Here is a 25,946-nt window from a genome sequence, read left to right on the forward strand (position 1 = left end):
AAGCGTCAACTGTGCAGCGCAGGGCCGATGCGCGTTTGCTGCGATGCAGGGTTTCCCAAAACGGGCATTGTTGCATGAATATGCCCATTTTTAAGTCGCGATCACAATTTTATGCCGAGATCGCCCTGAAGACGACAGCTTTCTTTTCGTTGAGAACGATATCGCCGCGGCAGCCGCGCGCGGGGCCGTCATCTTTCCGACCTATCCCCGTGAGCGACCTGGCGTCGTCCTTGTGGGAATGCCCTGGCGGCGCCGGTGGAGCGCCTGTCGGCTCGTCTTGACTCACCCGTGCCAGAAATGGAATGTTTATTCCAACTAGCGGGAGATCTAAAAAATTCCTGCCATTCGCTTCGGGAGGCGGGTCTTTGTCGCAAGCCGGTTCGTTCAGCCGTGATCTCCACGGCAAGGTTGCCATCGTCACCGGCGGCAGCCAGGGTCTGGGCGAGGCGATCGCCCGCGAATTCGCTGATCGCGGCGCCCGTGGCCTTCTCCTGACCGGGCGCAATGCGCAGCGTGGCGAGGCTGTGGCCGAGAGCCTGCGGAAGGCCGGCTGCGATGCGCGCTTCCATCAGGTCGATCTCGCCGATCTCGAGGCCGTCAGGCAGGTGGTGCCGGCAGCCGAGCAGGCTTTCGGGCATCTCGACATTCTCGTGAACGCGGCCGGCGACACCGATCGCGGCACCATCTTCGATACTTCGCCCGCGCTTTACGAGCGCATCATGGCGGTCAATCTGCGCGCGCCCTTCTTCCTGATTCAGGATGCCGCCGACCTGATGCGCCGGCAGGATATTCCGGGCGCCGTCGTCAACATCCAGTCCATGTCGGCCCATGGCGGCCAGCCCTTCCTCTCCGCCTACAGCGTCTCGAAGGCCGCGCTCGCCGCGCTGACGAGGAATGCGGCCTATGGCCTGCTGAAGCACCGCATCCGCGTCAACGGGCTCAATATCGGCTGGATGGCGACGCCGGGCGAGGATGCGATCATGAAGCTGCGCCATGACGCCAAGGACGGCTGGCTGGATGAGGCCAACGCCTCGCAGCCCTTCGGTCGCCTGATCGATCCGCGCGAGGTCGCCAAGGCCGTCGCCTATCTCGCCTCGGCCGAATCGGGGCTGATGACCGGCTCCAATATCGATTTCGACCAGACCATCCTGGGCGCGCACGACTAGCGCCGGATTTCCACCGCGGCGCCAGCGCCGCAAGACTGCCTGACGAGACGCGACCACGGGAATGACGAAGGCCATGAAGATCGGATTGCTGGGCGCCGGCCGCATCGGGCGCATCCACGGGCTGAACGTCGCCGCGCGCGGCGATGCCGAGCTGGTCGCCGTCACCGACGCGATGCCGGAGGCTGCCGCCTCGCTCGCCGCCGCTGCAGGCGCCAAGGCTACGACCACCGAGGCGATCCTCGCCGATGCTGCCATCGATGCCGTGCTGATCTGCACGCCGACCGACACCCATGCCGATCTGATCGAGCAGGCGGTTTCCGCCGGCAAGGCCGTGTTCTGCGAGAAGCCGGTCGATCTCGACGCCGCCCGCATTCGCCGCTGCCTCGCGACGGTCGAGAAGTCCGGCAAGCCATTGATGATCGGCTTCAACCGCCGCTTCGATCCGAATTTCGCCGCGCTGGAGAAGCGCCTGCGTGCAGGCGAGGCGGGCGCGATCGAGATCGTCACGGTGATCTCCCGCGACCCCTCGCCGCCGCCGGTCGATTACGTCAAGCGCTCGGGCGGGCTCTTCCGCGACATGATGATCCATGATTTCGACATGGCGCGCTTCCTCCTGGCCGAGGAGCCGGTCGAGGTCTTCGCGCTCGGTTCGGCCCTCGTCGACAAGGCGATCGGCGAAGCCGGCGATGTCGATACTGCCGCCGTGATCATGAAGACGGCTTCGGGCCGGATCGCCCAGATCTCGAATTCGCGCCGCGCCACCTATGGCTATGACCAGCGCATCGAGGTCCATGGCTCCAAGGGCATGCTGCGCGCCGGCAATATCCATGAGACCACGGTGGAGATCGCGACGGGGCAGGGCTTCCGGGCCGACCCCGTGCAGAACTTCTTCCTGGAGCGCTATGCCGCGGCCTATCGCGCCGAGCTCGACGCCTTCATCGCCGCCTGCAACGGCAAGGCTGCGGCTTCGCCGACCGGGCTCGACGGCTTGAAGGCACAGATCCTCGCCGATGCCGCGACCGAATCCGCGCAGACGGGCAAGCCCGTGCGCGTCGATCTGGAGACGAAGTGATGACGCCGGCCGAGCGCGACCTGCGCTATTGTGCGGCGCTTGGCCTGGCCAGCGAGGCGAGCCATCTGGCGCTGGGCTATTTCAACAAGCGCGAGTCCCTCGGCATCACCATGAAGGGCGCGCAGGACTGGCTGACCGTCGCCGACGGCAAGGTCGAGGATTTCCTGCGCCGCCGGCTTTCCGAACTCTTCCCGCATGACACCGTCATCGGCGAGGAGGGCGGTGGTCAGGCGTCGGACGCGGTCTGGATTCTCGATCCGATCGACGGCACCGCGAATTTCGCCCATGGTGATCGCAACTGGTGCATTTCCATCGGCTTCCTCGCGAACCGCAAGCCCGAGATCGGCGTCGTGGCGGCGCCGGCCTTGGGCGAGGTCTATGCCGCGCGGCGCGGCGCCGGCGCGACCCTGAACGGCGATCCGATCAAGGTGTCCGATACGACCGATATCGGCCGCGCTTCGGTCGAACTCGGCTGGTCGACCCGCATTCCCGCGCAGAACTATGTGAAGGTGATCGAGCGCAACTATGCCGCTGGCGCCGCCATGAAGCGCGGCGGCTCGGGCACGCTCGGCCTCTGTCATGTCGCCAATGGCTCGAGCGACGCCTATGCCGAATTGCATATCAATGCCTGGGACGTCGCTGCCGGCATCGTCATCGCCAGCGAGGCGGGCGCGCAGATCAACGACTTCTTCGCCGGCGAAGGGATCGCGAAGGGCAACCCGATCCTGTGCTGCACGCCGGCACTCGCCGCACCTTTGCGGGAGATCACCGGAATCGTTTAGCCAGCACCATATTTCATTGATCTTTCGACAAAATTCATCTCAGCTTCGTCTCAAGCGACAAGAAACGAAAGATCCGAACAGGGAGGTTCACATGCAGACGAAATCATGGCTCAAGGCGGGGCTCTTCGCCGTGCTCGCCACTGCGGCTCTCGCCGCCACTCCGGCCCGGGCGCAAGGCTCGCTCGTCATGTATTGCGGCGTCCAGGAAGAATGGTGCCGCGCCATGTCGACGGCCTTCGAGAAGGAGACCGGCATCAAGGTCGCGATGACCCGCAAGTCGGCGGGCGAGATCTATGCCCAGCTCAAGGCCGAATCCTCCAATCCGCGCGGCGACGTCTGGTGGGGCGGCACCGGCGATCCGCATCTGCAGGCGGCGGAGGAGGGGCTCACCCTCGAATATGAATCGCCGAAGAACAAGGAATTGCACGGCTGGGCGCTCGACCAGTGGAAGGCGGCCAAGCAGCGTTCGGTCGGCATCTATGCCGGCGCGCTCGGCTTCGGCTTCAATACCGAGCAGATCAAGTCCAAGGGCATCCCCGAGCCGAAATGCTGGGCCGACCTGCTCAATGCCAAGCTGAAGGACGACGTCCAGGTCGCCGATCCCAACTCCTCGGGCACGGCCTATAACCTGCTGGCGACGGTCATCCAGCTGATGGGCGAGGACAAGGGCTTCGAGTATCTGAAGCAGCTCCACAAGAACGTCAGCCAGTACACCAAGTCGGGCGCCGCCCCGGCCAAGGCCGCGAGCCTCGGCGAGACCGCCGTCGGCATCGTGTTCATCCATGACGCGGTTGTCTTCGCCGTGCAGGGCGACCCGATCAAGCCGGTCGCGCCCTGCGAGGGCACGGGCTACGAGATCGGCTCGATGTCGATCGTCAAGGGCGCGCGCAATCTGGAGAACGCCAAGAAGTTCTACGACTGGGCGCTGACTCCGGCCGCGCAGGCGCTCGCCGCCCCCGCGAAGTCCTATCAGGTCCCGTCGAACAAGGCCTCGCCGGTGCCGGCGCAGTCGCCGAAGATGGATCAGATGAAGCTGATCAACTACGACTTCGTGAAATACGGCTCCTCGGCCGAGCGCACCCGCCTGCTCGCCAAGTGGGACAAGGAAGTCAAGGCGCTGCCGAAGTAAAAATCGGCAATTACTCCTGAACCACCGCCGTCATCCCGGACGCAGCGTAGCGGAGATCCGGGATCCATCGTAGAGCGCGACGCCCTTCGATGGATCCCGGGTCAAGCCCGGGATGACGGCGCGGTTCCATCGCGAAACGAATTCCGTGGCCTTCAGAACCGGGACAACGGTCGGCCGCATCAGGGCAAGGGAACAGGGCAACCATGGCGCCAGCGACGAGACTCGTGCTGCTGATCGGCTGGCTCGGCTATGCGCTGATGCCCTGGTATCTCGTCGAGGGCATGAGCCTGACGAACTGGGCCTGGCTCGCCGAATACCCGTTCGGCAAGGCGGGCAGCGCGCTGGCGCTTTCGCTGTCCGGCCAGACGCCCTGGCTCCTGCCGGTCGGCGTCGCGCTCGCAGCCGCGACGGCGTTCTGGGGCAGTGCCGACCGGCAGCGCACGGCCAGCGTGCTGGTCTGGGCCGGCCTGCTCGGCATGGTCCTGTTCTTCGCTCAGGCTTTCTCCATCGTGCTGAAGGACCAGGGCATTTCCTGGCTTGCCGCCTTGCTCGGCGGCGCCGGCGCTGCCCAGCGCGGCATCGGCGGCGGCGCCTTCCTGACGCTTTTGTCGCTGCTCTTCCTGCTCTGCCACGGCCTTGCCTATCGCGGCGTCTGCCGCGGCGACCTCTTCACGACCTCGACGATCGGCCTCGTCGTCCTGCTGATCGGCATCTTCATCTTCTTCCCGGTCGCGATCATCCTGAAGAGCGCTCTGGTCGACCAGAATGGCGCCTTCGCGCCGGCGGCCTTCGTCGAGCGCTTCCTCGATTCCTCGATCTGGGGGCTCGGCTGCGTCACCAGCAACACCAACTGTGGCGTCGCCTGGAACACGCTGGTCCTCGCCGTGCTCTGCGGCGTCATCACCACACTGCTCGGCCTTGCCTGCGCGCTGCTGATCCTGCGCACCGGCATGCCCGGCAAACGCGTCATGCGGGCGCTGACGGTTCTGCCGATCATCACCCCGCCCTTCGTCATCGGCCTTGCGCTGATCCTGCTCTTCGGCCGCGCCGGTGCGGTCTCGACCCTGCTCTACGAGTGGTTCGACATCCCGCGCTCGCGCTGGCTCTACGGCCTGCCGGGCGTGCTGCTGGCGCAGGTTCTCGCTTTCGCGCCGATCGCCTTCCTCGTCCTGATCGGCGTCGTGCAGGGCATTTCGCCCAGCCTGGAAGAAGCCTCGCAGACGCTCGGCGCCAAGCGCTGGCAGACCTTCCGCACCGTGACCTGGCCGCTGCTCAAGCCCGGCATCGCCAATGCCTTCCTGCTCGGCTTCGTCGAGAGCATGGCCGATTTCGGCAATCCGCTGGTGCTCGGCGGCAATTTCGAGGTGCTCTCGACCAAGATCTTCTTCGCGGTGGTCGGCGCTTCCTACAATCAGGGGCAGGCTGCGGTGCTCGCCATCGTGCTGCTCGCCTTCACGCTCGGCGCCTTCTGGGTGCAGCAGCGCTGGCTCGGCGACAAATCCTACACGACGGTCACCGGCAAGGGCGACGCCGGCCTGCCGACGCCATTGCCGCGCCGCATCACCTGGCTCTCGGCCGCAGTGATCGTGCCCTGGGTCGCGCTGACGCTGGTGATCTACGTCGTCATCCTCGTCGGCGGCTTCGTCCGCAACATGGGCCGCGACTTCACGCCGACGCTGCAGCATTACCTCACCGGCTTCGCCATCGACTTCAGCAACGGCATCTATTTCCAGGGCTCGGCCTGGCCGTCCTTCTTCACCACGGTGAAGGTCGCCGCGATCTCGGCGCCGCTGACGGCGATGATCGGCCTGCTCACCGCCTATCTGCTGACGCGCCAGCGCTTCAGCGGCCGGGCCGGGCTGGAATTCGCGACGATGCTGTCCTTCGCCATTCCCGGCACGGTGCTCGGCGTCGCCTATATCCTTGCCTTCAACGTGCCGCCGGTCGAGATTACCGGCACGGGCCTGATCCTCGTCATCGCCTTCGTCTTCCGCAACATGCCGGTCGGCGTGCGTTCCGGCATCGCCGGCCTGTCGCAGATCGACAAGAGCCTGGACGAGGCCTCGACCACGCTGCGCGCCCGCAGCTTCACCACGCTCTGGCGCGTGGTGCTGCCGCTGCTGAAGCCCGCCCTGGTCTCGGCGCTGGTCTATTCCTTCGTGCGCTCGATGACGGCGGTCAGCGCGGTGATCTTCCTGGTCTCGGCCGAGTACAACCTCTCCACCGCCTATATCGTCGGGCGCGTCGAGGCGGGCGAATTCGGCCTCGCCATCGCCTATTCCTCGGTCCTGATCGTCTTCATGGCGCTCGGCATCGCGCTCATCCAGTTCACCGTCGGCGAGCGCAAGCTCGGCCGGCGGGCCCGCACCGCCACCGTTGCCGCACCGGCCCCCGCTCCCGCGATCGGATAAGGACAGAGACTTAAGATGGCCAAGGCCGGACCCGCTTCCGTCGAATTCCGCAACGTCTCCATGCGCTATGGCGCGGTGACGGCGGTCGACAACATCAATTTCACCATCGAGGCCGGCAAGCTCGTGACCCTGCTCGGCCCCTCCGGCTGCGGCAAGACCACGACCTTGCGCATGATCGCAGGCCTCGAGATCGCCAGCGACGGGCAGATCCTGATCGGCGGCAACGACGTCACCAAGCTCTCGGCCGCCGACCGCGACGTCTCGATGGTGTTCCAGTCCTACGCGCTCTTCCCGCATATGAGCGTGCTCGACAATGCCGCCTATGGCCCGACCGTGAAGGGGCTCGGCAAGGACGAGGCCAAGCAGATGGCGCTGGAGAAGCTGGCGCTGGTCGGCCTGAAGGGCTTCGAGAACCGCTATCCGTCAGAGCTTTCGGGCGGTCAGCAGCAGCGCGTGGCGGTTGCCCGCGCGCTCGTGCTGGAGCCGCAGGTGCTGCTCTTCGACGAGCCGCTCTCCAATCTCGACGCCAAGCTGCGCCGCCGCGTCCGCGAGGAAATCCGCGAGCTGCAGCAGGATCTCAACCTGACCGTGGCCTATGTCACCCATGATCAGGAGGAGGCGCTGGCCGTCTCCGACCGCATTATCGTGATGTCGAACGCCCGGATCGCGCAGGAAGGCGCGCCGCGCGACCTTTACGAGCAGCCCTCCAATGCCTTCGTCGCCGACTTCATCGGCGACGCCAATCTGGTCGATGTCACCGTGAAGGCGGTGGCGGATGGCCGCGCCGATGTCGCGATCGGCTCGGCCACGGTCAGCCTGCCGGCGCGTGGGCTCGGTGTCGGTCCGGCCAAGGTGGCGATCCGGCCGGAGGCGCTGCTGCTCGGCGAGGCGGGGCAGGGCGGCTCGCTGCCCGGCACGATCCGCAAATGCGCCTATCTCGGCAACCATCTCGACATCATGGTCGAGACCGAGGTCGGCGAACTCTTCGTGGTCCAGTATGGCGGGCGCGAGATGCTGGAGCCGGGCAGCCCGGTCTCCGTTGCCTTCGCGAACAAGGGCGTGACGCTGATTCCGCCGGCCTGAGCGACGCTGGAAGCCGAGTTTCGGTGCTTGCAGACGGAGAATGCAGCAGCGGCTGCCGCATTCTCAGCACTTTCACTGTGTATTTCTGTTGAGTTGGCTAATCAAAAATTGATAGATTCAGCTGACAATCGTCACCTGAATCGGGGAAAGACCGCACGAAAATGGCCACGGGCGAGAGCGCAACCACCATCCTGATCCATCTTGTTGGTGGCGTCGCGTTGCTGATCTGGGCGGTCAGGCTGGTGCGAACCGGCGCGATGCGCGCCTTCGGCTCCCAGCTTCGGCAGGCGCTGCAGAGTTTCACCCGCAATCGCTTCGCCGCCTTCGGCAGTGGCGTCGTCGTGACCATGGTGCTGCAGAGCTCGACGGCGACGACGCTGCTGGTCTCTTCCTTCGCTGGTCAGGCGCTCATCGTGCCGGCCATGGCGCTCGCCGTCCTGCTCGGCGCCAATCTCGGCACGTCGCTCGCGGCCTTCGTCATCTCGATGGATCTGGGCTGGCTCTGGGGGCTCTGCGTCGCGGTCGGCGTCGCCATGTATCTCTCCAGCGAGGCGATGGAGCGCCCGCGCAATATCGGCCGCGTGCTGGTCGGCATCGGCCTGATCCTGCTCTCGCTGATCGAGCTCAACACCGCCGCGGCGCCGCTGGCGCAGTCGCCGACTTTCCGCACCGTCCTTGCCGCTATGGGCTCGGAGCCGCTTCTCGGCATCCTCGCCGCCATCGCCGCGACCTGGATCGTGCATTCCTCGATCGCGATCATCCTGCTCGTCGCGACTTTCGCGGCCTCGGGTCTGTTCCCGCCCGCGACGGCGCTGACGCTGGTCATCGGCGCCAATCTCGGCAATGCGCTGATCCCGGTGCTCGACCAGCTCGGCGCGCCCGCCGCCCAGCGCCGCGCCGCGGTCGGCAATCTCGTCACGCGCCTGATCCTGGCTCTCGCCGTGCTGCCCTTCGTCGGCCCGCTCTCGGCCTGGCTCATCAGCCTGCCCTCGGCCGATGCCCGGCTCGCCATCGAATTCCACGTCATGCTGAACATCGTCGGCGCGCTGGTCTTCCTGCCCTTCGTCGGGCCGATCTCGGCGCTGGTCGAGCGTTTCATGCCGGGCAAGGACGAGAAGGCGGAGGCCGTGCAGCCGCGCTATCTCGACCCCAACGCGCTCGACAGCCCGACCGAGGCGCTGGCCGGCGCGATGCGCGAGGCCTTGCGCCTGGGCGACCGCGTCGAGGGCATGCTGCGCGATACGATGACGCTGCTGGAGAAGGACGAGCTCAAGCTCTCCCGCGCCATCGCCCAGGCCGATGACGGCGTCGACACGATCCACGAGTCGATCAAGCTCTATCTGGTCAAGGTCTCCCGCAACGAGCTTTCCGAGGAGGAGAGCCGGCGCCTGTTCGAGATCATCACGCTGATCACCAATCTCGAGCATATCGGCGACATCATCGACAAGAACCTGCGCGAGCTCGCCGAGAAGAAGATCCGCAAGCGCTATTCCTTCTCGCCGGAGGGGCTGGCCGAGATCCGCGACTTCCATCACCGCGTCGCCTCGGCGCTGGCGCTGGCGCTCAACGTCTTCGCGACGCGCGATCTGGTGCTCGCCCGCCAGCTCTTCGCCGACAAGGCGGCGATGCGCGATGCCGAGCGCCGCGCCACCGACAGCCATTTCCAGCGCCTGCGCTCGGGCCGGCCGGAATCGATCGAGACCAGCGCGATCCATCTCGACATCATCCGCGATCTCAAGCGCATCCACGGCCATATCGTCTCGATCGCCTACCCGATCCTGGAGAGCGCCAACGAGTTGCGCGAGAGCCGCCTGCGCGAGACCAAGGCCGCGGCCGAGCAGCGCGAGATGCCCTCCGTGCTCATCCCCGCCGCGCATTCGGGCGGGTGAGAAACTCCGAACGCACTTTTCCGTCATGGTCGGGCTTGTCCCGACCATCCACGTCTTCCTTAGAGCCATGCGGTGTTCAAGACGTGGATGCTCGCCACAAGGGCGAGCATGACGGCTATGGAGTGGCTCGTATCAGCGCGGCGCAGCCAGAATGATCGCCGCGCCCACAAGACAGATCACGCCGCCGGTCAGATCCCAGCGATCCGGCCTGATACCCTCGACCGCCCAGAGCCAGCCCAGCGAGGCGGCGATATAGACCCCGCCATAGGCGGCGAAGGCGCGCCCGGCCGCGGCGCTCTCGACCAGCGTCAAGAGCCAGGCGAAGAGCCCGAGCGAGACCAGCCCCGGCAACAGCCACCAGACCGGCTTGCCGAGCCGGAGCCAGCCCCAGAAAGCGAAGCAGCCGGCAATCTCGAAGAGCGCGGCGCCGATATAGGCGGCGATGGTCGGCATGACGGCGGCGAGGGCTCAGGGCTTTCGGGTCAGAGGCCACCAGTCTAAAGCCATGCTACGCAAGACGGAAAGACTTGGTCATCCCGGACAAGCGGCGAAGCCGCGTCGATCCGGGATCCATGCCTGAACCTCCCTCGGAAAGGTTCCGGAATGGATCCCGGGTCTTCCTTCGGTCGCCCGGGATGACCGGTGAGGAGTGAAGAACTCATGTCCGATATCGCCATCATCGGCGCGGGTCCCGCAGGCCTGATCGCGGCCGAGCGGCTGGCCGGCGCCGGGCATCGCGTCACGATCTACGAGCGCATGGCCTCGCCGGCCCGCAAGTTCCTCCTCGCCGGCCGCGGCGGCCTCAACCTCACCCATTCCGAGCCGTTCGATGCGTTCCTCGGCCGCTATCGCGAAGCGGGCGATTGGCTGGAGTCGGCTCTGCGCGCCTTCCCACCGCAGGCGCTCCGGGATTGGGCCGATGGACTCGGAGCGGAAACCTTCGTGGGTTCCAGCGGCCGCGTCTTTCCCCGCGCGATGAAGGCGTCCCCGCTGCTGCGCGCCTGGCTCGGCCGGCTCGACGGGCTGGGCGTCCGGCTGGCATCGGGCCGGCTCTGGACCGGCTGGGATGTTGACGGAGCCCTGACATTTCGCCTCGCGAGCGGAGAGACCGAGACGGCCCGCCCCGATGCCACGTTGCTCGCGCTGGGCGGCGCGAGCTGGCCGCGCCTCGGGTCCGATGGCAGCTGGGTTTCCATGCTCGCCGCGCGCGGCGTCGCGATCGCACCGCTGCGGCCCGCCAATGGCGGCTTCACGCTCGCCTGGTCGCCGCAGATGAAGGAGCGTTTCGCCGGTCAGCCCTTGAAGCGCATCGTCATCCGGTGCGGGGACGAAACGACGGCCGGAGAGGCGATGATCGATGCCGCTGGCATCGAAGGCGGCGCGATCTACGCGCTATCGGCACCGATCCGCGAGGCGATCGCGCGCAATGGCCGCGCCGCAATCAGCATCGATCTGCGGCCCGATCTCACGGCGCCGGAGCTTGCCGTCCGCCTCGCGAGGCGCCGCAAGGGCGAGACGCTGAGCAACCACCTGCGCAAGGCGGCAGGTCTGGCGCCGGTCGCGATCGCCCTGCTGCGGGACGCGGCCGGGGCGGCTCTCCCCGATGAGCCGGAGGCGCTCGCGGGATTGATCAAGGCGGCCGAGCTGCGGCTCGATGCCCCCATGCCGATCGCGCGTGCCATCTCGACGGCAGGCGGCATCGTCAGCGATGAGGTCGATGCAGGCTTCATGCTCAAGCGCCTGCCGGGCATCTTCGCAGCCGGCGAGATGCTCGATTGGGAAGCGCCGACCGGAGGGTACCTGCTGCAGGCAAGCTTCGCGACGGGCGTCGCAGCCGCGGCTGGCATCGAAACGTGGCTGGCGAGACCGTAGGGCGTCGGCAGGCCGTCGTTCTCGGAGCCTGAGCCATTCGCTGCCAGCCCGCGCGAAGCGGTATCCGCTATCGAGCATGGATATTTCACCGGCCCGCGCCAGCAATGCGCCGAAGATCGCGGAGGCGGCCGCCTTCAAAGCAAGTTTTGTTCCAGCGTTTTGGAGGCGCCTGCTAGCCGGTTATTAGTGGTGTAGGCCTGTAATGATCTGGATCGAGCGATAGAGGCTCGTTCCAGATCAAAGCTAAGCTCGCCCTTTCAAGCGGGTCCGATCGACGTCGTGTCTCGATCTGTTCGTCGGTGGCGTGATGGTCTTCTGGTCGCCATCTCTCGGAGGAGCGGCGTTCAAGCTTTGATTGGAGCGAGTCTTTGAAGGGCCGTCGACAGGGTCTTTATCCCGATCAGTAGTCGTTCGGCGTCGTCAGACATAAAGTCGTCAAGGAGCATTGTTATAAAATTGTGAACGCCCATCCATGTTGTTGGAATTATGATAAGGGCTTCATCAGCAAGTATTACATTTTTATCGTAAGTTGAATCGCAATCTGATTCGTTATATAAAGTTGTTCCTTCGTTGATCTGCATGCTTAAGTAGGCTCTGTTGATGATTCTCCATAAATTAACTGCTGATATGGATTTGTCTTCGTAGAGTGTGTTTCTGTTTCGATTTAAATTTGGCACCTTCTCCATTGGCGTGCGTCCCCCACACAGGTAAAGATGGATCGCAAGGTTGCTGCGACGCAAAATCACGCAACAAGAAAACGCAATTAGGGAGATTGGGCAGGAGCGCATGAAATCTCAGTAAGGGCAAATCACATATGTGAGATTGTTCTGACTTTTTCTGACGTTCCTTTCGTCAACCGGGCTTTGAGTGGGGCCGTGCGAAACATCACGCCCGCTGCTGTTTCCTGCCATCTCCTGTCACCAATCATGCCGGCAGGGCGTCGCGCCCTCTCGCATCAGCGCGCGTTCCGCCCCATATTGCGGCCATGCCGAAAAGCTCCGACACCACCGCGACCAAGCCCAAAGCGGCGAAGAAGCCCTCTTCGGCGCGCACGCCGAATTCCAAGGCGACCAAGCCCGAGCTGAAGCCGCTCGAAGGCTATCTCGCCGACCTGCTGAATCCCGCGATCAACCGCGGCACGGCGGTGCCGGGCGGCGCGTCCGGCTTCAGCGACAGGCCGCAGGCCGGCTATGAGGCGAGCCCGAGCTACGCGCTGGAACGTCCCGGCGGCGAGGAGAGGCCGAAGCGCAAGCTCTCCAAGAAGGCCGATTCCGCCTTCATCGGCGCCGAGGGCGCGGCGGCCGCGACGGCGAGCTCGCTGCAGCACCTGCTCGAAACCGGCAGCCCCTTCATCCAGCCCGGCAAGCCCTGGACGCCGCACCGGCCCGAGCGCCCCGAGAAATCGGAAGGCGGCATCGCCTTCACGATGAAGAGCGACTTCTCCCCGTCAGGCGACCAGCCGACCGCGATCGCCGATCTCGTCGACGGCATCCGCCGGCAGGAGCGCGATCAGGTGCTGCTCGGCGTCACCGGCTCGGGCAAGACCTTCACCATGGCCAAGGTCATCGAGGAGACGCAGCGCCCGGCGCTGATCCTAGCGCCGAACAAGACATTGGCCGCCCAGTTGTACGGGGAGTTCAAGAGCTTCTTCCCCGACAACGCGGTCGAGTACTTCGTCTCCTATTACGACTATTACCAGCCGGAGGCCTATGTCCCGCGCTCGGACACCTATATAGAGAAGGAATCCTCGATCAACGAGCAGATCGACCGCATGCGCCATTCGGCGACGCGCTCCCTGCTCGAACGCGACGACGTGATCATCGTCGCTTCGGTGTCCTGCATCTACGGTATCGGCTCGGTCGAGACCTATACGGCGATGACCTTCTCGGTGAAGCTCGGCGAGCGCATCGAGCAGCGCCAGCTCATCGCCGATCTCGTCGCGCTCCAGTACAAGCGCACGCAGCACGACTTCGCTCGCGGCACCTTCCGCGTCCGCGGCGACGTCATCGAGCTCTATCCGGCCCACTATGAGGACCGCGCCTGGCGCATCGGCCTGTTCGGCGATGAGGTCGAGTCGATATCCGAGTTCGATCCGCTGACCGGCCAGAAGACCGGCGAGCTCGAATTCATCAAGGTCTACGGCAATTCGCATTACACCACGCCGCGCCCGACGCTGACCCAGGCGGTGAAGTCGATCAAGGAGGAGCTCAAGGCCCGCCTCGACGAGCTCAACCGCATGGGCCGCTTCCTGGAGGCGCAGCGTCTCGACCAGCGCTGCACCTTCGACATCGAGATGATCGAGGCCACCGGCTCCTGCAACGGCATCGAGAACTATTCGCGCTATCTCACCGGCCGCAAGCCGGGCGAGCCGCCGCCGACCCTGTTCGAATACCTGCCCGACAACGCGCTCGTCTTCACCGACGAGAGCCATGTCACCGTGCCGCAGATCGGCGGCATGTACCGGGGCGACTTCCGCCGTAAGGCGACGCTGGCCGAATACGGCTTCCGCCTGCCGTCCTGCATGGACAATCGGCCCTTGCGCTTCGAGGAATGGGACGCGATGCGGCCCCAGTCGGTGCATGTCTCGGCCACGCCCGGCGGCTGGGAGATGGACCAGACCGGCGGCGTCTTCACCGAGCAGGTCATCCGCCCGACCGGGCTGATCGACCCGCCGGTCGAGATCCGACCCGCCAAGCATCAGGTCGCGGACCTGCTCGACGAGGTCAAGGAGGTCACCGAGCGCGGCTACCGCACGCTGGTCACCGTGCTGACCAAGCGCATGGCCGAGGACCTGACCGAATACCTGCACGAGAACGGCGTGCGCGTGCGCTACATGCACTCCGACATCGACACGATCGAGCGCATCGAGATCCTGCGCGACCTGCGCCTCGGCGCCTTCGACGTGCTGGTCGGCATCAACCTGCTGCGCGAGGGCCTCGACATCCCCGAATGCGGCTTCGTCGCCATCTTGGACGCCGACAAGGAGGGCTTCCTGCGCTCCGAGACCTCGCTGATCCAGACCATCGGCCGCGCCGCGCGAAACGTCGACGGCAAGGTCATCCTCTATGCCGACCACGTCACCGGCTCGATGGAGCGGGCGATGGCGGAGACCAACCGCCGCCGCGAGAAGCAGGTCGCCTATAACGAGCAACACGGCATCACGCCGCAGACGGTAAAGAAGAATATCGGCGACATCCTCGGCTCGGTCTATGAGCGCGACCATGTCACGGTCGACAAGGGGCTGGTGGCGCCGGCCTCGGGCCACAACCTCAAGGCCGCGATCGCCGATCTCGAGAAGCGCATGCGCGAGGCCGCGGCCGATCTCGAATTCGAGACGGCGGCCCGCCTGCGCGACGAGATCAAGCGCCTGCAGGCGACGGAGCTGGCGATCGCGGACGATCCGCTCGCCCGGCAGGGCGATGTCGAGGCCTCCGCCGGCAAGTACAAGGGCGAGCGCTCTTACGGCTCCAGCGCCAACCTGCCGCCGACCCGCGCCCGCAAACCCACGGACGAGGGCATGGGCCCGCATAACTGGGGCGGCGGCGAGGGCAAGCCGAAAGCCGGCGAGAAGCCGAACCCGCTGCTCACCGGCACCTCACGGGTGCGGAAGCCGACGCTCGACGAGATGGGCCCGGTGCCGGAATCGCGGCCGAAGGGGGCGGGGGAGAGGCGGCGGAGGTAGCTCAACGCTAATAGGGTGCAGTGAGCTAGACTGAAGCCACAGATTTTAGTATCCAAGCATGGACGGGCCGGAAGAGATTTCCTCCTCCGACCCGCATTGGCGATCTGCCGATTTAGGGCTGCTACCTTCCTTGTCAGGGGCTCGGGTAGCGGCCCTTCCTGTTTTTCACTGCCCCGTGCGCCGGTCGGCTGAACGACGGGGCTCTCCCTCTCCTAAGCATGATTCCCTCCTAAGCTTTCTCTTCGATACTGTTATTCAGGTAGCCTGACAAGAGACATTCAGGCAGAATTTGACAGGAGGCAGAAAATACCTGATAGTTTCAATCAGGTTGGGAGGCGGTGCAATGACAGAGGGGTCGGGTGGCAAGTTGGATATGCCGCAGCAGCGCAGTCCAGCGTACCCTTATATTGCGCTCGATCTGGCGGTCGAGCGTGCAAAACGCATTCACGCGGCCGTCCGCGAGCACGCTCAGCCGCGCGAAGTGTTGGCCAAGGCATATGGCAAGCCTGCCACTAGTAGCGCCACAATTCAGACCTTTGCGACGCTGCTCCAATACGGGCTTTTGGAGAACGTCGCTGGCCCGTCGGGTCGAAAAATGCGTATCACCCCCTTAGCGCAAGGCATTCTCAATCCTCATGCTCCTCCGGAAAAAGTCCGCGCAGGATTGCAAAAGGCCGCGCTTACCCCCCCGATTTTTGCTGAGCTCTGGAAACACTACGGCGACGCCGAGGGGCTCAACGATAGCGTCCTCTTGTATTATTTGACCCAAGAGCGGGGTCACGAGCTGGGCAGCGTGTTCACCGATAAAGGCGCGCAGGACGCGGTTCGAGTTTATCGGGCGTCGCTTTCATTTGCTGGCATTTCTGGAGGGCAGAACGTTCAGGTATCAGAAGCAGATCCTGAATCGGATAGTCAGCTTCCTTCTATTGATATCGGTGACTTTGTGCAGATCGAAATAGGAGGGTCGCTGCAGCTTTCAAAGCCGGCGCGGGTTCGGGCTATCCAAGAGCACGAGGGGAAGCACTGGTTTTTTATCGAGGGAAGCGAGACCGGCTTCCCGATGGAGCAAGTCATTCTGGAACGTAAAGACAACGAGGCTCCCGCCGGCCAACGGGAGGAACTGCCGCCTCGTTTACCAGAGGTGAAACGTGAGTTGGTTACGCCCAACAAAATGGGCATGAAGGAGGAGAAAAACTCGCTCGATGAGGGTGAAGCTATCCTTATCCTTCCCGAGAATCTTTCTGCGGATAGTGTGGCAGACTTAGAGTATTGGCTTGAAGGGATAATTCGAAAAGCTCGCCGCCGTGCGGGTGTAAATGATAGAACGGGTCAATAAGGTAGACCGATGCTGGCCGCCGCGGCTCCGCATATCCCTTCTATGTTCGTTCGCCTCGCTGTGATTTAAGCTTCGCGCGATTTCGAACGCTTCCTTGTTCGATCAACTTGAGGATGAGAGGCGCGGGGAACCCCTCTCCCGGATGGGAGAGGGGCAGGGGTGAGGGCCTGCCGCTGATCGCCAAGCCGCAGCGGCTCCGCAGCGCGTTCTATTGAAACCGCACACCCTCATCCGGCGCTTCGCGCCACCTTCTCCCATCCGGGAGAAGGAAGAGGCGTTGCGGTTCGGGAGCTTGGATCGGCTAAGGCTCAGCCCCCGTCGAAAGCCGCGTGATAGCGCACCGTGCCGGCCGGCAGCTCTGCGCCGAAAGCGAGGCGCATGAAGTACTCGGGCGGCACGCCCTCCAGCACCAGCGCCGGATCGTTGGCAAAGCCGAAACGGCCGTAATAGGCGGGGTCGCCGAGCAGGACGCAGCCACCGGCGCCATTCTCGCGCAGGCGCCGCAGGCCCTCGCGGATCAGCTCCGAGCCGATGCCGCCGCGCTGCCGGCCCGGCTTCACCGAGACCGGCCCGAGCCCGAACCAGCCGCGCTCCGCCCCGTCGATCGTCACCGGCGAGAAGGCGACATGGCCGACGATCTCTCCGTTCTCGACGGCGACGAGCGAGAGCGTCAGCGCCCCGGCCGCGCGCAAGCCGTCGACGATCACCGCTTCGGTGCCGCTGCTATGCGGTGCCGTCGCGAAGGCCTCCGTGGTCAGGGCGCGGATGGCGTCGGAATCGGCGGGCTGTTCGGGGCGGATGTGCATCCGGGGCTTATGCCATGCCGGTGTCGCCATGAAAACTAATCCCCGCCCGCGCGTCCCCCGCCTATTCTCTGTTCACCTCACCCCGAGGGGCAGCCATCCGGAGGCATGCTGCATGGCGGGGCGGGGGCGGCGCCCTGCGGCCGGGTTTGCACCCCGGACTCGGGAGGCTGCGGGAACCGCCCTGGGCGTACTACGGCGCCTGTGCGAGGAGCTCGCTGGAAGGCTCGGGATATCCGGGGCCGGACGCGGAGCGGGTGACGAGGCGATGAGCCGAACTGATCCGTGAAGCGGCGGACCTGCAGAATTCCGACCGTATAAGCGCGGCCCGTGGCTTTCAAATCGCCGGCAAGCGGAGCGCCACGGGGCGTGCGGAAGGGGTTCCTTCCGCGCCGCATCCTGGCTCAACGGAAGCGGCCCGATACCCCGCGCCTCGCGGCGCTCCGCTGCCCCTCTCCAAGCGAAACGCCCGCGCATTGGCGCGGGCGGCTAAAGGCGTTTGGCGGAAAGAGGTTGCGCGCTCTAGGCCGCGACGGCGAGCTGCGTGTCGAGCTTGCGGATCGCGGTGCTGAGTTCGGGCTCGTCGACGAGGTCGGCGGCGTCGGCGAGCTTGAACCAGTGCAGGTCGCGCTGGTGCTGCTCGGCCCAGCTCTCGAGCTGCTGCTCGACCTCGAGCAGGTAGAGTTTTACCTCGCAGAGCGTGAAATGGTCGCTCATCCGCTTCCAGTAGGTGTAGCGCCCGGCCGGCTTCTCGCTGACGCGGCCGATCACGCCGGCCTCCTCATAGGCCTCGCGCGCGGCGGCGTCGCGGTCCTTGAGGCCCTTCATCGGCCAGCCCTTGGGCACGATCCAGCGGCGCGTGGTGCGCGATGTCACGAGCAGGATTTCGGTCGAGCCGTCGGCGGCGTGGCGGATCGGCATGGCGGCGATCTGCGACCGCTTCTCCCCCGGTTTCCGCTTGGCCTTCTTCATCGACGCTGGAAGCCTCCTCGGCATCGGGCCGAAAAGTGGAATGCACTTTTCGGACAAGCCCGATGCAACACCCAAGAGCTTGATCGCCATGGCGATCGAGCGGCTGCACATTCGTCCGGTTTCGAATCACAGATGTTCGCCGGAGCGAATAAATATTGCATCGATTCGGAAAAATGGAAGAGGCGTTCCGCGGAATCGCATCAGCCTTTCGATTCGTGCATGTCCTCCGGTTTCGCCAGTCGCAGCAGCAGCCAGCCACTGACGCCGGAGAGCAGCGAGCCGGCGATGACGCCGATCTTCGTCTGGCTCTGCAGCGCTTCCGACTCGGGGAAGGCGAGCAGCCCGATGAACAAGCTCATGGTGAAGCCGATGCCGCAGAGCAGGGCGATGCCGTAGAACTGCGCCCAGGAGGCGCGCGCCGGCAGGTCGGCGAAGCCGGTGCGGATCGCCAGCCAGCTGAAGCCGAACACGCCGATCTGCTTGCCGAGGAACAGGCCGAGCATGATGCCGAGCGGCACCGGCGCGGCCAGCGTCGACAGGCCGAGCCCGCTGAAGGACACGCCGGCATTGGCGAAGCCGAAGATCGGGATGACCAGGAAGGCGACGTAAGGGTGCAGGCCGTGCTCCAGCCGGTGCAAGGGCGAGCTGGCGTCGTCGGGCCTGGCCGGGGAGGGCTTGAGCGGGATCGTCAGGGCCAGCGCCACGCCGGCCAGCGTCGCATGCACGCCGGATTTCAGGGTGAAGACCCAGAGCGCCACGCCGAGCAGGAGATAGGGGCCGAGCCGGGTGACCCCGAAGCGGTTGAGGAGCGCGAGGGCGGCGAGCGTCGCCGCGGCGAGGCCGAGATGGAGGCCCGACAGGCCGGCCGTGTAGAACACCGCGATGATGATCACCGCGCCGAGATCGTCGAGGATCGCGAGCGCCGTCAGGAAGACTTTGAGCGAGGCCGGAACGCGCGGGCCGAGCAGCGAGAGCACGCCGAGCGCGAAGGCGATGTCGGTGGCGGTCGGGATCGCCCAGCCGCGCAGGCTCTCGGGCGCGCCGAGATTGAAGGCAACATAGATCAGGGCCGGCGCGATCATGCCGCCGAGCGCGGCGAAGCCGGGCAGCACGCGGCGGCTCCAGCTCGAGAGCTGGCCATCGAGCATCTCGCGCTTGATCTCCAGCCCGACGAGCAGGAAGAACACCGCCATCAGCGCGTCGTTGATCCAGTGCAGGACCGAAAGCCCGAGCACGTAGCTCTTCAGCGCGCTGAAATAGAACGGCGCCAGCGGCGAGTTGGCGATGACGAGGGCAAGCGCCGCGACCGCCATCAGGATGATGCCGCCGGCGGCTTCGCTATGCAGGAAATCCCGCAAGGCGGAAACGGGGCGGGTCCGGTGGGCGGCGCCGGTCATCAGGTTCTCCTCTATCGATCGAGCGAGGAGAAATACGACAGGCGGCCGCTCAAGGCCAAGTTTGCCGATGCCGCAGGCGGAATCAGAACTTCTTGCCGTCCTTGTCGAACTGCTTGAGGAAGGCGATCAGATCCTTGATCTCCTTCTCGCTCTTGATGCCGACGAAGATCATCTTGGTGCCGGGGATCTTGGCCCTGGGGTCCTTGATGTAGTCGGTGAAGGTCGCCTCGTCCCAGGTCAGGCCGGAGTTCTTGTTGGCGTTCGAATAGCTGTAGCCCTCGACCGCGCCGGAATGCCGGCCGATCAACCCGTTGAGCTCGGGGCCGACGAGGTTGCGCGCGCCCTCGCCGACCTGATGGCAGGCGCGGCATTTGGCGAAGGAGCGCTCGCCTGCCGAGATGTCCTGCGCGGTGGCAGGCTGTGCAAGGAGAGGAAGCAGGAGGACAAGGCCGGAGAGAATGGCTCGCATGATCACGTCTTTCGACTTGGAGACATTCTCAACTTAGCGCCGAGTCGGCAGGCGGCGGCATGGGCCATTTCGCCGCGCGGCGTCCTGTTCAGAGTTCGCCGATCCACTCCGCCACGGTCGCGGTGAAGGCATCCGGCCGCGAGACCGGGAAGAGATGCCCGCCGGTTTCCATGATCGCGCGGCGGCAGCCGGGCAGGGCGGCGGCGAGCGCCTCCTGATGATAGACCGGCACGACCATGTCGTCGCGCGTGCCGAGGACGAGCACCGGCATCATCAGCGAGTCGATATCGGCGGTGCCGTCGAAGGCGAGCAGCGCGTCGAGGCGCTCGCGCGTGATCGTCCGCGCATGCTCGCTGACCGGCGCGGCCTCGATCGCGGCATCGTAGATATGCCAGTTCGCCTCGATCCAGCGCGGCTGGTAGCCGCTCAGCACCGAGGTCGCGGCATAGGCATAGGGGTCGCAGGCGAGGATGGCGCGCCGCGCACCGAACACGGCGTTGAGATAGCGGCCGGATTTCAGCCAGCTCGCGCTCAGGATCAGGCCGTCGAGCCGGCCGGGAGCGAGCTTGGCGATGGCCTGCGCGATGCAGCCGCCGGTGGAGTGGCCGAGCACCACGGCCCGCGAGACGCCGGCGGCGTCGAGGACGGCGAGGCTGTCCTGCGCCAGCAATTCGATCGTGCACGGCGCTTCGCCGCGTGTGCTGGCACCGATGCCGCGCTGGTCGAAGCGGATGACCTGGAAGGAGCGCGAGAGCGTCGCGGCGATATCGCTCCAGAAGGCGGCGCTGCCGGAGAGGCCGCTGACCAATAGCAGCGGCTGGCCGTGCCCTTCCTTGAAGGCATGCAGAACCGCGCCGTCCGGCGTCTCGACCTTGAAGTCGGTGATGTCAGTGGTCGCCGTCATGCGTCACCTCGCGGATGGAGATGCCGAATGCTGCGCAGCCCGCGCATGATTCCGTCCATGGCCCCATCCTCCCTGGAATACTGGGTCGCCCAGCCTGATCGCTCGGTCTTGATTGGCCGATGAGATCGCTTCGTGGCAGGATGGCGCATCGATCCCGCCCCCGCCATGGCTTGAGCGCAGGGGGCGCAATGTTCTTGACGCAGATCAAATAGACCAAAGACTAATTGGCCTGCGTCCAGTGCATATCTTTGTGCGCGATGCGGCGGGCTGCCGGCATGTCGCTAGGCTCGGTCACGGGGTCAGGACGGGTTCAGGCCTTCGCTCAGGGCGTAGGGCGCGAGCACGTCGCGGATATCGCGCTCGACGCGGGGCGTCAGCAGCGCGCGGGTAACCACGGCCCGCAGGTGGTGGTCCATCAGGTCGGCGGCGCGCGCGGCATCTCCGGCGCGCAGCGCGTCGATCAATTGGCGGTGCTCGGAGACGGCGCATTCGGTCGAATGCGGACGCCCGTAGATTGCCAGGATCAGCGAGCAGCGCGACGACGCCTCCTGGACATAGCGCAGCAGCAGCGCATTGCCGGTCATCTTGGCGAGCTTGATGTGGAATTCGCCGGAGAGGCGGATCGATTCCGGTCCATCCTGTTCATGCGCCTTCTCTTCCTGGCGGACATGGGCTTCGAGCTCGGCGACCTGGGCGGCGGTGATCCGGCCGGCCAGGCTTTCGGCGACGAGGCGTTCGAGGCCGCGCCGGACCTCGAAGACGTCGCGCGCTTCCTCCAGCGTCGGATAGGCGACCGAAGCGCCGCGATTGGGCTTGAGCTCGACGAGGCCCTCGACGGCAAGGCGGCCGAAGGCCTCGCGGACCAGGGTGCGGCTGACGCCGAGCTGCTCGCCGATCGAATCCTCCGGCAGCTTCATTCCGGGCTTCAGGGCCTGCTCGATGATCGCCCGGCGCAGCGCCCGGTAGACGGATTCGGCGCGCAGAACCGGGGCTCGCTTCTCGCCCATCGTGGCTTTCCCTCGTGCAGGATCGGTCTTGTCCGGGGATGTCAATGTCACGATAGCGGGCTCCGCGCCAGTTTCCGCTTGTGTTCAATAATCGCATACAATACGCTTCTCGTATCGTATGCAAGTATGCTTGATAATCGCACACGAAAATGGCGCGCAAAGCGTCAGGTGCATAACGGGACGGCAGAAAGCGATCGAGACTCGGTGCCGCCGCGGGCGCGCCGATGCAAAAGGGGAGAAGTCGATGAAGAAGGCCTGGTTGCTGGCGGCCGTCGCCGCCTTTGCGTTCACCGGCGCGGCGGAAGCCAAGACGCTGAAATGGGGCGCGTCACGCGAGATCGCCTCGCTCGATCCTTATTCCTACGGCGAGACTTTCACGCTCTCCGTGCTGAACCACGTCTATGAGGGGCTGGTGCGCTATACCGGCGATCTCAAGATCGAGCCGGCTCTGGCCGAGTCCTGGGAGACCGTGTCGCCGACCGTCTGGCGCTTCAAGCTGCGTCAGGGCGTGAAGTTCCATAACGGCAATCCCTTCACTGCCGATGACGTCATCGCCTCGCTGGCGCGCGTCACCCACGAGACCTCGCCGCTCAAGGGCAATCTGCCGGCCTACAAGAGTTCGAAGAAGATCGACGACTACACGGTCGAGCTCGAGGTCAACGGCCCCTATCCGCTGCTGCTGAACGACCTCACCAACATCTTCATATTCGACAAGGAATGGATGGAGGCGAACAACTCGCTGCTCCCCACCGATTCCGGCAAGGGCGTGAAGGGCTACGCGACCGACAACGCCAACGGCACGGGCCCGTTCAAGGTCGAGAGCCGTCGCGCCGATTCCAAGACGGTCTTCGTCAAGAACGCTGCCTGGTGGGACAAGCCGAAGCACAATATCGACGTGATCGAGTTCACGCCGATCACCTCGTCCTCGACCCGTGTCGCGGCCATGCTGTCGGGCGAGATCGACTATACCAACGTCGCTCCGCTGCAGGACCTGCCGCGCCTTTCCGCCTCGCCGGACGTCAAGGTGCTGCAGACCAATGAGCTGCGCTCGGTCTTCTTCGCGCTCAACCTCGGCGACAAGCTGATCGAGAGCGACGTCAAGGACAAGAACCCCTTCAAGGACATCCGGGTCCGCGAGGCGCTCTATCGGGCCATCGACATCGACGCGGTGCACAAGCGCGCCATGCGCGGCCTGTCGCGCAACACCGGCGCCCTCGTCGCCCCGGCGATCCCCGGTTACGAGCCCTCGCAGGACGAGCGCCTGCCCTTCGACCTGAACGGCGCCAAGAAGCTCCTGGCCGATGCCGGCTATCCCAACGGCTTCTCGTTCCAGATCAACTGCCAGAGCGACTCGCTCGTCAACGAGGAGGAGTTCTGCCAGGCGGTCGCGGCGATGTGGTCGCGCGCCGGCTTCAAGCCGAACCTCAGCATGGCCCCGCGCAGCCAGCAGACGCCGAAGCGCGTCAAGGGCGAGTTCGACGTCATCTCCTTCGGCTGGGCCAACGAGCCGATGATCGACGCCTACTCGCTTCTGGTCCAGGTGCTGCGCTCCAAGAGCGGCACCGGCGGCGTCTTCAACTGGGGCAACTGGGGCGATCCGCGCATCGACGCGCTGATCGACAAGGCCGGCGTCGAGCTCGATACGCCCAAGCGCATCGAGATGATGAAGGAGGCGCTCAAGATCGCCAAGAAGGAGCATCTCTTCATCCCGCTGCACCAGCAGCCGATGGCCTGGGCGATGCGCAACACCGTCGTCTCGACGGTGCAGGCCTCGGACAACAAGCCGCGGCTCTGGCTGACCATGATGAAGTGACGGGTTGTCATTCCGGGGCTTCGCGCAGCGAAGAACCCGGAACCCACGACTGGGCTGCACGCGCAAAACGACTTGAGGCGCCGCTCACCCGGTCGTGGGTTCCGGGTTCGCGCCTCCGGCGCGCCCCGGAATGACAAAAGCATCCGCCTAGCGCAGGGAGTCGCAAGACCATGCCGGCCTTTCTCTTCAAGCGACTGCTCAACGCCGCCGGCGTGATGCTGGCGGTAGCCTTTCTCGCCTTCCTCATCTTCCGCTTCGTCGGCGACCCCGTCGAGCTGATGCTGAACGAGCAGGCGAGCCAGCAGCAGCGCGACGAATTGCGCGTCCGCCTCGGCCTCGACAAGGGCTTCGTGCTGCAATACGCGACCTTCGTCGGCAATGCCGTGCGCGGCGATTTTGGCATCTCCTACCGCAACCAGCAGGACGTCTTCACGCTGATCTCGGAGCGCTTCCCGGCGACCTTCGAATTGGTGCTGGTCGCGACCTTCCTGTCGCTCGCCGTCGGTGTTCCGCTCGGTGTCTACACCGCGATCCGACGAGACAGCGTCCTCGCCAAGACCCTGCAATTCGTCTCGGTGCTCGGGGTCTCGCTGCCAAGCTTCGCGCTCGGCATCCTCTTCATCCTGGTCTTCTCGGTGACGCTGCAATGGCTGCCTGCCTTCGGGCGCGGCGAGGTCGTGCAGATCGGCTGGTGGAGCACCGGCTTCCTGACTGCGTCGGGCCGCAAGGCGCTGATCCTGCCGGGCATCACGCTCTCGCTCTTCCAGATCACGCTGGTGATGCGCCTCGTCCGCGCCGAGATGCTGGAGACCATGCGCACCGACTTCATCCGCTTCGCCCGGGCGCGCGGCCTGCCCTCCCGTGCCGTCCATTTCGGCCACGCGCTGCGCAACTGCCTGATGCCGGTCATCACCGTCACCGGCCTGCAGATCGGCAACCTGATCGCCTTCGCGCTGGTCACCGAGACGGTGTTCCAGTGGCCGGGCATGGGCATGCTCTTCGTCCAGGCGGTGACCTTCGTCGATATCCCGGTGATGGCGGCCTATCTGATCGTCGTCTCCTTCATCTTCGTCACGCTCAACACGCTGGTCGACCTGACCTATGCCTGGGTCGATCCGCGCCTGCGCGAGGACGCGCTCTCGGGAGGCGCAAATGCCCGCTGACACCGTCAAGACGCCCGGCCGCCTGCGCCGCTTCCTGGACAGCGATATCGGCTGGAGCTTCTGCCACACGCCGGTGGCCTGGCTCTCGGCGCTGGTGCTGGCGCTGCTCGTCCTGACCGCGCTCTTCGCGCCGCTGATTGCGCCGCAGAACCCCTACGACCTCGCGCAGGTCTTCATCGACAAGGCCGAAATCCCGCCGATCTGGCAGGATGGCGGCGAATGGCCCTTCGTGCTCGGAACCGATCCGCAGGGGCGCGACGTGCTTTCGGCCATTCTCTACGGCTCGCGCATCTCGCTGATCATCGGTTTCTCCGCCGTCGTCGTCTCGATGCTGATCGGCGTCTCGATCGGGCTCACCGCCGGCTTCTATGGCGGGCGCGTTGACAACCTGCTGATGCGGCTCGGCGATACCGTGCTCTCGATCCCGACGCTGCTGATGGCGATCCTGGTCTCGGCGATCTTCCGCGAGATGCTGCCGCCGGCCCTGCGCGAGCCCTTCTCCGCCGTGGTGCTGGTGCTGTCGATCGCGCTGACCAGCTGGGTCCAGTATGCCCGCACCGTGCGCGCGCTGACCATGGTCGAGCGCCGCAAGGAATACGTCCTCGCCGCCCGCATCATCAAGGTGCCGGCGACGCGGATCATGGGCCGCCACATCCTGCCCAACACGATGACGCCGGTGCTGGTCTCGGCGACGCTGAGCCTCGGCCTCGCCATCCTCTCGGAGGCGACGCTGTCCTTCCTCGGCGTCGGCATGCCGATCACCCAGCCCTCGCTCGGCACGCTGATCCGCATCGGCAACCAGTACCTGTTCTCCGGCTCCTGGTGGCTCGTCGTCTTCCCCTCGCTGCAGCTCGGCCTGATCGTGCTCTCGGTCAACCTGCTCGGCGACTGGCTGCGCGACGCGCTGAATCCGAAGCTGCGCTGAGACCATTGTCCAGAATGGCATTTTGATGAGGACTAGCCTGTGAGCCTGCAAGCCAAGAAGCGCCCCGAAGG

21 protein-coding genes are annotated in these 25,946 nt (G+C 65.4%); 13 read left to right on the forward strand and 8 right to left on the reverse strand.

Features of this window, described 5'->3' with window-relative positions; genetic code table 11:
• Positions 1-365: 365 nt before the first annotated feature.
• The 7 genes from WFK61_RS21005 (at position 366) to WFK61_RS21035 (ending at position 9,532) form a co-directional block, all read left to right on the forward strand.
• Positions 366-1,166 (forward strand): SDR family oxidoreductase, encoded by an 801-nt coding sequence (locus WFK61_RS21005; protein WP_336814021.1) that lies wholly within the window; start codon positions 366-368, stop codon positions 1,164-1,166.
• Positions 1,167-1,227: 61 nt separating this feature from the next.
• On the forward strand, positions 1,228-2,238 hold the full coding sequence (gene iolG / locus WFK61_RS21010) for an inositol 2-dehydrogenase (RefSeq protein ID WP_336814022.1): 1,011 nt from the start codon (positions 1,228-1,230) through the stop codon (positions 2,236-2,238).
• Positions 2,238-3,020: an inositol monophosphatase family protein gene (locus WFK61_RS21015; RefSeq protein ID WP_336814023.1), complete on the forward strand. Its 783-nt coding sequence runs from the start codon at positions 2,238-2,240 to the stop codon at positions 3,018-3,020. The genes iolG and WFK61_RS21015 overlap by 1 nt, the downstream gene beginning before the upstream one ends.
• 91 nt (positions 3,021-3,111) lie before the next feature.
• The gene (locus WFK61_RS21020; protein WP_442896346.1) at positions 3,112-4,149 is read left to right on the forward strand and encodes an ABC transporter substrate-binding protein; all 1,038 of its coding nucleotides are present in this window, start codon (positions 3,112-3,114) and stop codon (positions 4,147-4,149) included.
• A 203-nt stretch (positions 4,150-4,352) separates the two neighbouring features.
• A complete protein-coding gene (locus WFK61_RS21025; protein WP_336814024.1) occupies positions 4,353-6,560 on the forward strand; it encodes an ABC transporter permease in 2,208 nt (735 codons plus the stop codon).
• Positions 6,561-6,575: 15 nt separating this feature from the next.
• Positions 6,576-7,643: an ABC transporter ATP-binding protein gene (locus WFK61_RS21030; protein WP_336814025.1), complete on the forward strand. Its 1,068-nt coding sequence runs from the start codon at positions 6,576-6,578 to the stop codon at positions 7,641-7,643.
• 161 nt (positions 7,644-7,804) lie between these two features.
• Complete coding sequence (locus WFK61_RS21035) at positions 7,805-9,532, forward strand: Na/Pi cotransporter family protein (RefSeq protein WP_336814026.1); 1,728 nt, start codon at positions 7,805-7,807, stop codon at positions 9,530-9,532.
• Between the two features lie 132 nt (positions 9,533-9,664).
• Here WFK61_RS21035 and WFK61_RS21040 read toward each other — a convergent pair whose 3' ends face one another.
• The gene (locus WFK61_RS21040) at positions 9,665-9,985 is read right to left on the reverse strand and encodes a YnfA family protein (RefSeq protein ID WP_336814027.1); all 321 of its coding nucleotides are present in this window, start codon (positions 9,983-9,985) and stop codon (positions 9,665-9,667) included.
• A gap of 207 nt (positions 9,986-10,192) precedes the next feature.
• Here WFK61_RS21040 and WFK61_RS21045 point away from each other — a divergent pair, with 207 nt between their 5' ends.
• The gene (locus tag WFK61_RS21045) at positions 10,193-11,404 is read left to right on the forward strand and encodes a BaiN/RdsA family NAD(P)/FAD-dependent oxidoreductase (RefSeq protein WP_336814028.1); all 1,212 of its coding nucleotides are present in this window, start codon (positions 10,193-10,195) and stop codon (positions 11,402-11,404) included.
• A gap of 344 nt (positions 11,405-11,748) precedes the next feature.
• Here WFK61_RS21045 and WFK61_RS21050 read toward each other — a convergent pair whose 3' ends face one another.
• On the reverse strand, positions 11,749-11,985 hold the full coding sequence (locus tag WFK61_RS21050; RefSeq protein WP_336814029.1) for a hypothetical protein: 237 nt from the start codon (positions 11,983-11,985) through the stop codon (positions 11,749-11,751).
• Positions 11,986-12,389: 404 nt separating this feature from the next.
• Here WFK61_RS21050 and uvrB point away from each other — a divergent pair, with 404 nt between their 5' ends.
• Positions 12,390-15,086 (forward strand): excinuclease ABC subunit UvrB, encoded by a 2,697-nt coding sequence (gene uvrB / locus WFK61_RS21055; protein WP_336814030.1) that lies wholly within the window; start codon positions 12,390-12,392, stop codon positions 15,084-15,086.
• A 343-nt stretch (positions 15,087-15,429) separates the two neighbouring features.
• Complete coding sequence (locus WFK61_RS21060) at positions 15,430-16,422, forward strand: hypothetical protein (RefSeq protein ID WP_336814031.1); 993 nt, start codon at positions 15,430-15,432, stop codon at positions 16,420-16,422.
• Between the two features lie 308 nt (positions 16,423-16,730).
• Here WFK61_RS21060 and WFK61_RS21065 read toward each other — a convergent pair whose 3' ends face one another.
• The 6 genes from WFK61_RS21065 to WFK61_RS21090 all read right to left on the reverse strand — a co-directional run bounded on the left by WFK61_RS21065 (position 16,731) and on the right by WFK61_RS21090 (position 21,974).
• Positions 16,731-17,228: a GNAT family N-acetyltransferase gene (locus tag WFK61_RS21065; protein WP_336814088.1), complete on the reverse strand. Its 498-nt coding sequence runs from the start codon at positions 17,226-17,228 to the stop codon at positions 16,731-16,733.
• Between the two features lie 519 nt (positions 17,229-17,747).
• Complete coding sequence (locus WFK61_RS21070) at positions 17,748-18,197, reverse strand: NUDIX hydrolase (RefSeq protein ID WP_336814032.1); 450 nt, start codon at positions 18,195-18,197, stop codon at positions 17,748-17,750.
• A gap of 200 nt (positions 18,198-18,397) precedes the next feature.
• Positions 18,398-19,594 (reverse strand): Na+/H+ antiporter NhaA, encoded by a 1,197-nt coding sequence (gene nhaA, locus WFK61_RS21075; protein WP_336814033.1) that lies wholly within the window; start codon positions 19,592-19,594, stop codon positions 18,398-18,400.
• A gap of 82 nt (positions 19,595-19,676) precedes the next feature.
• Entirely contained in the window at positions 19,677-20,063 is a 387-nt protein-coding gene (locus tag WFK61_RS21080) for a c-type cytochrome (RefSeq protein ID WP_336814034.1), read from the reverse strand.
• 88 nt (positions 20,064-20,151) lie between these two features.
• On the reverse strand, positions 20,152-20,967 hold the full coding sequence (locus WFK61_RS21085; RefSeq protein ID WP_336814035.1) for an alpha/beta fold hydrolase: 816 nt from the start codon (positions 20,965-20,967) through the stop codon (positions 20,152-20,154).
• 299 nt (positions 20,968-21,266) lie between these two features.
• A complete protein-coding gene (locus WFK61_RS21090) occupies positions 21,267-21,974 on the reverse strand; it encodes a GntR family transcriptional regulator (protein ID WP_336814089.1) in 708 nt (235 codons plus the stop codon).
• 244 nt (positions 21,975-22,218) lie between these two features.
• Between WFK61_RS21090 and WFK61_RS21095 the strand changes: the two genes are divergently transcribed.
• The 3 genes from WFK61_RS21095 (at position 22,219) to WFK61_RS21105 (ending at position 25,875) form a co-directional block, all read left to right on the forward strand.
• Positions 22,219-23,787, forward strand: coding sequence for an ABC transporter substrate-binding protein (locus WFK61_RS21095; protein ID WP_336814036.1), 1,569 nt, complete (start codon positions 22,219-22,221; stop codon positions 23,785-23,787).
• A gap of 170 nt (positions 23,788-23,957) precedes the next feature.
• Entirely contained in the window at positions 23,958-24,950 is a 993-nt protein-coding gene (locus WFK61_RS21100; RefSeq protein WP_336814037.1) for an ABC transporter permease, read from the forward strand.
• The gene (locus WFK61_RS21105; RefSeq protein WP_336814038.1) at positions 24,940-25,875 is read left to right on the forward strand and encodes an ABC transporter permease; all 936 of its coding nucleotides are present in this window, start codon (positions 24,940-24,942) and stop codon (positions 25,873-25,875) included. The genes WFK61_RS21100 and WFK61_RS21105 overlap by 11 nt, the downstream gene beginning before the upstream one ends.
• Positions 25,876-25,946: the final 71 nt, after the last annotated feature.

It is taken from the genome of Allobosea sp. MMO-172, assembly GCF_037147855.1.
Taxonomy (GTDB): domain Bacteria; phylum Pseudomonadota; class Alphaproteobacteria; order Rhizobiales; family Beijerinckiaceae; genus Allobosea.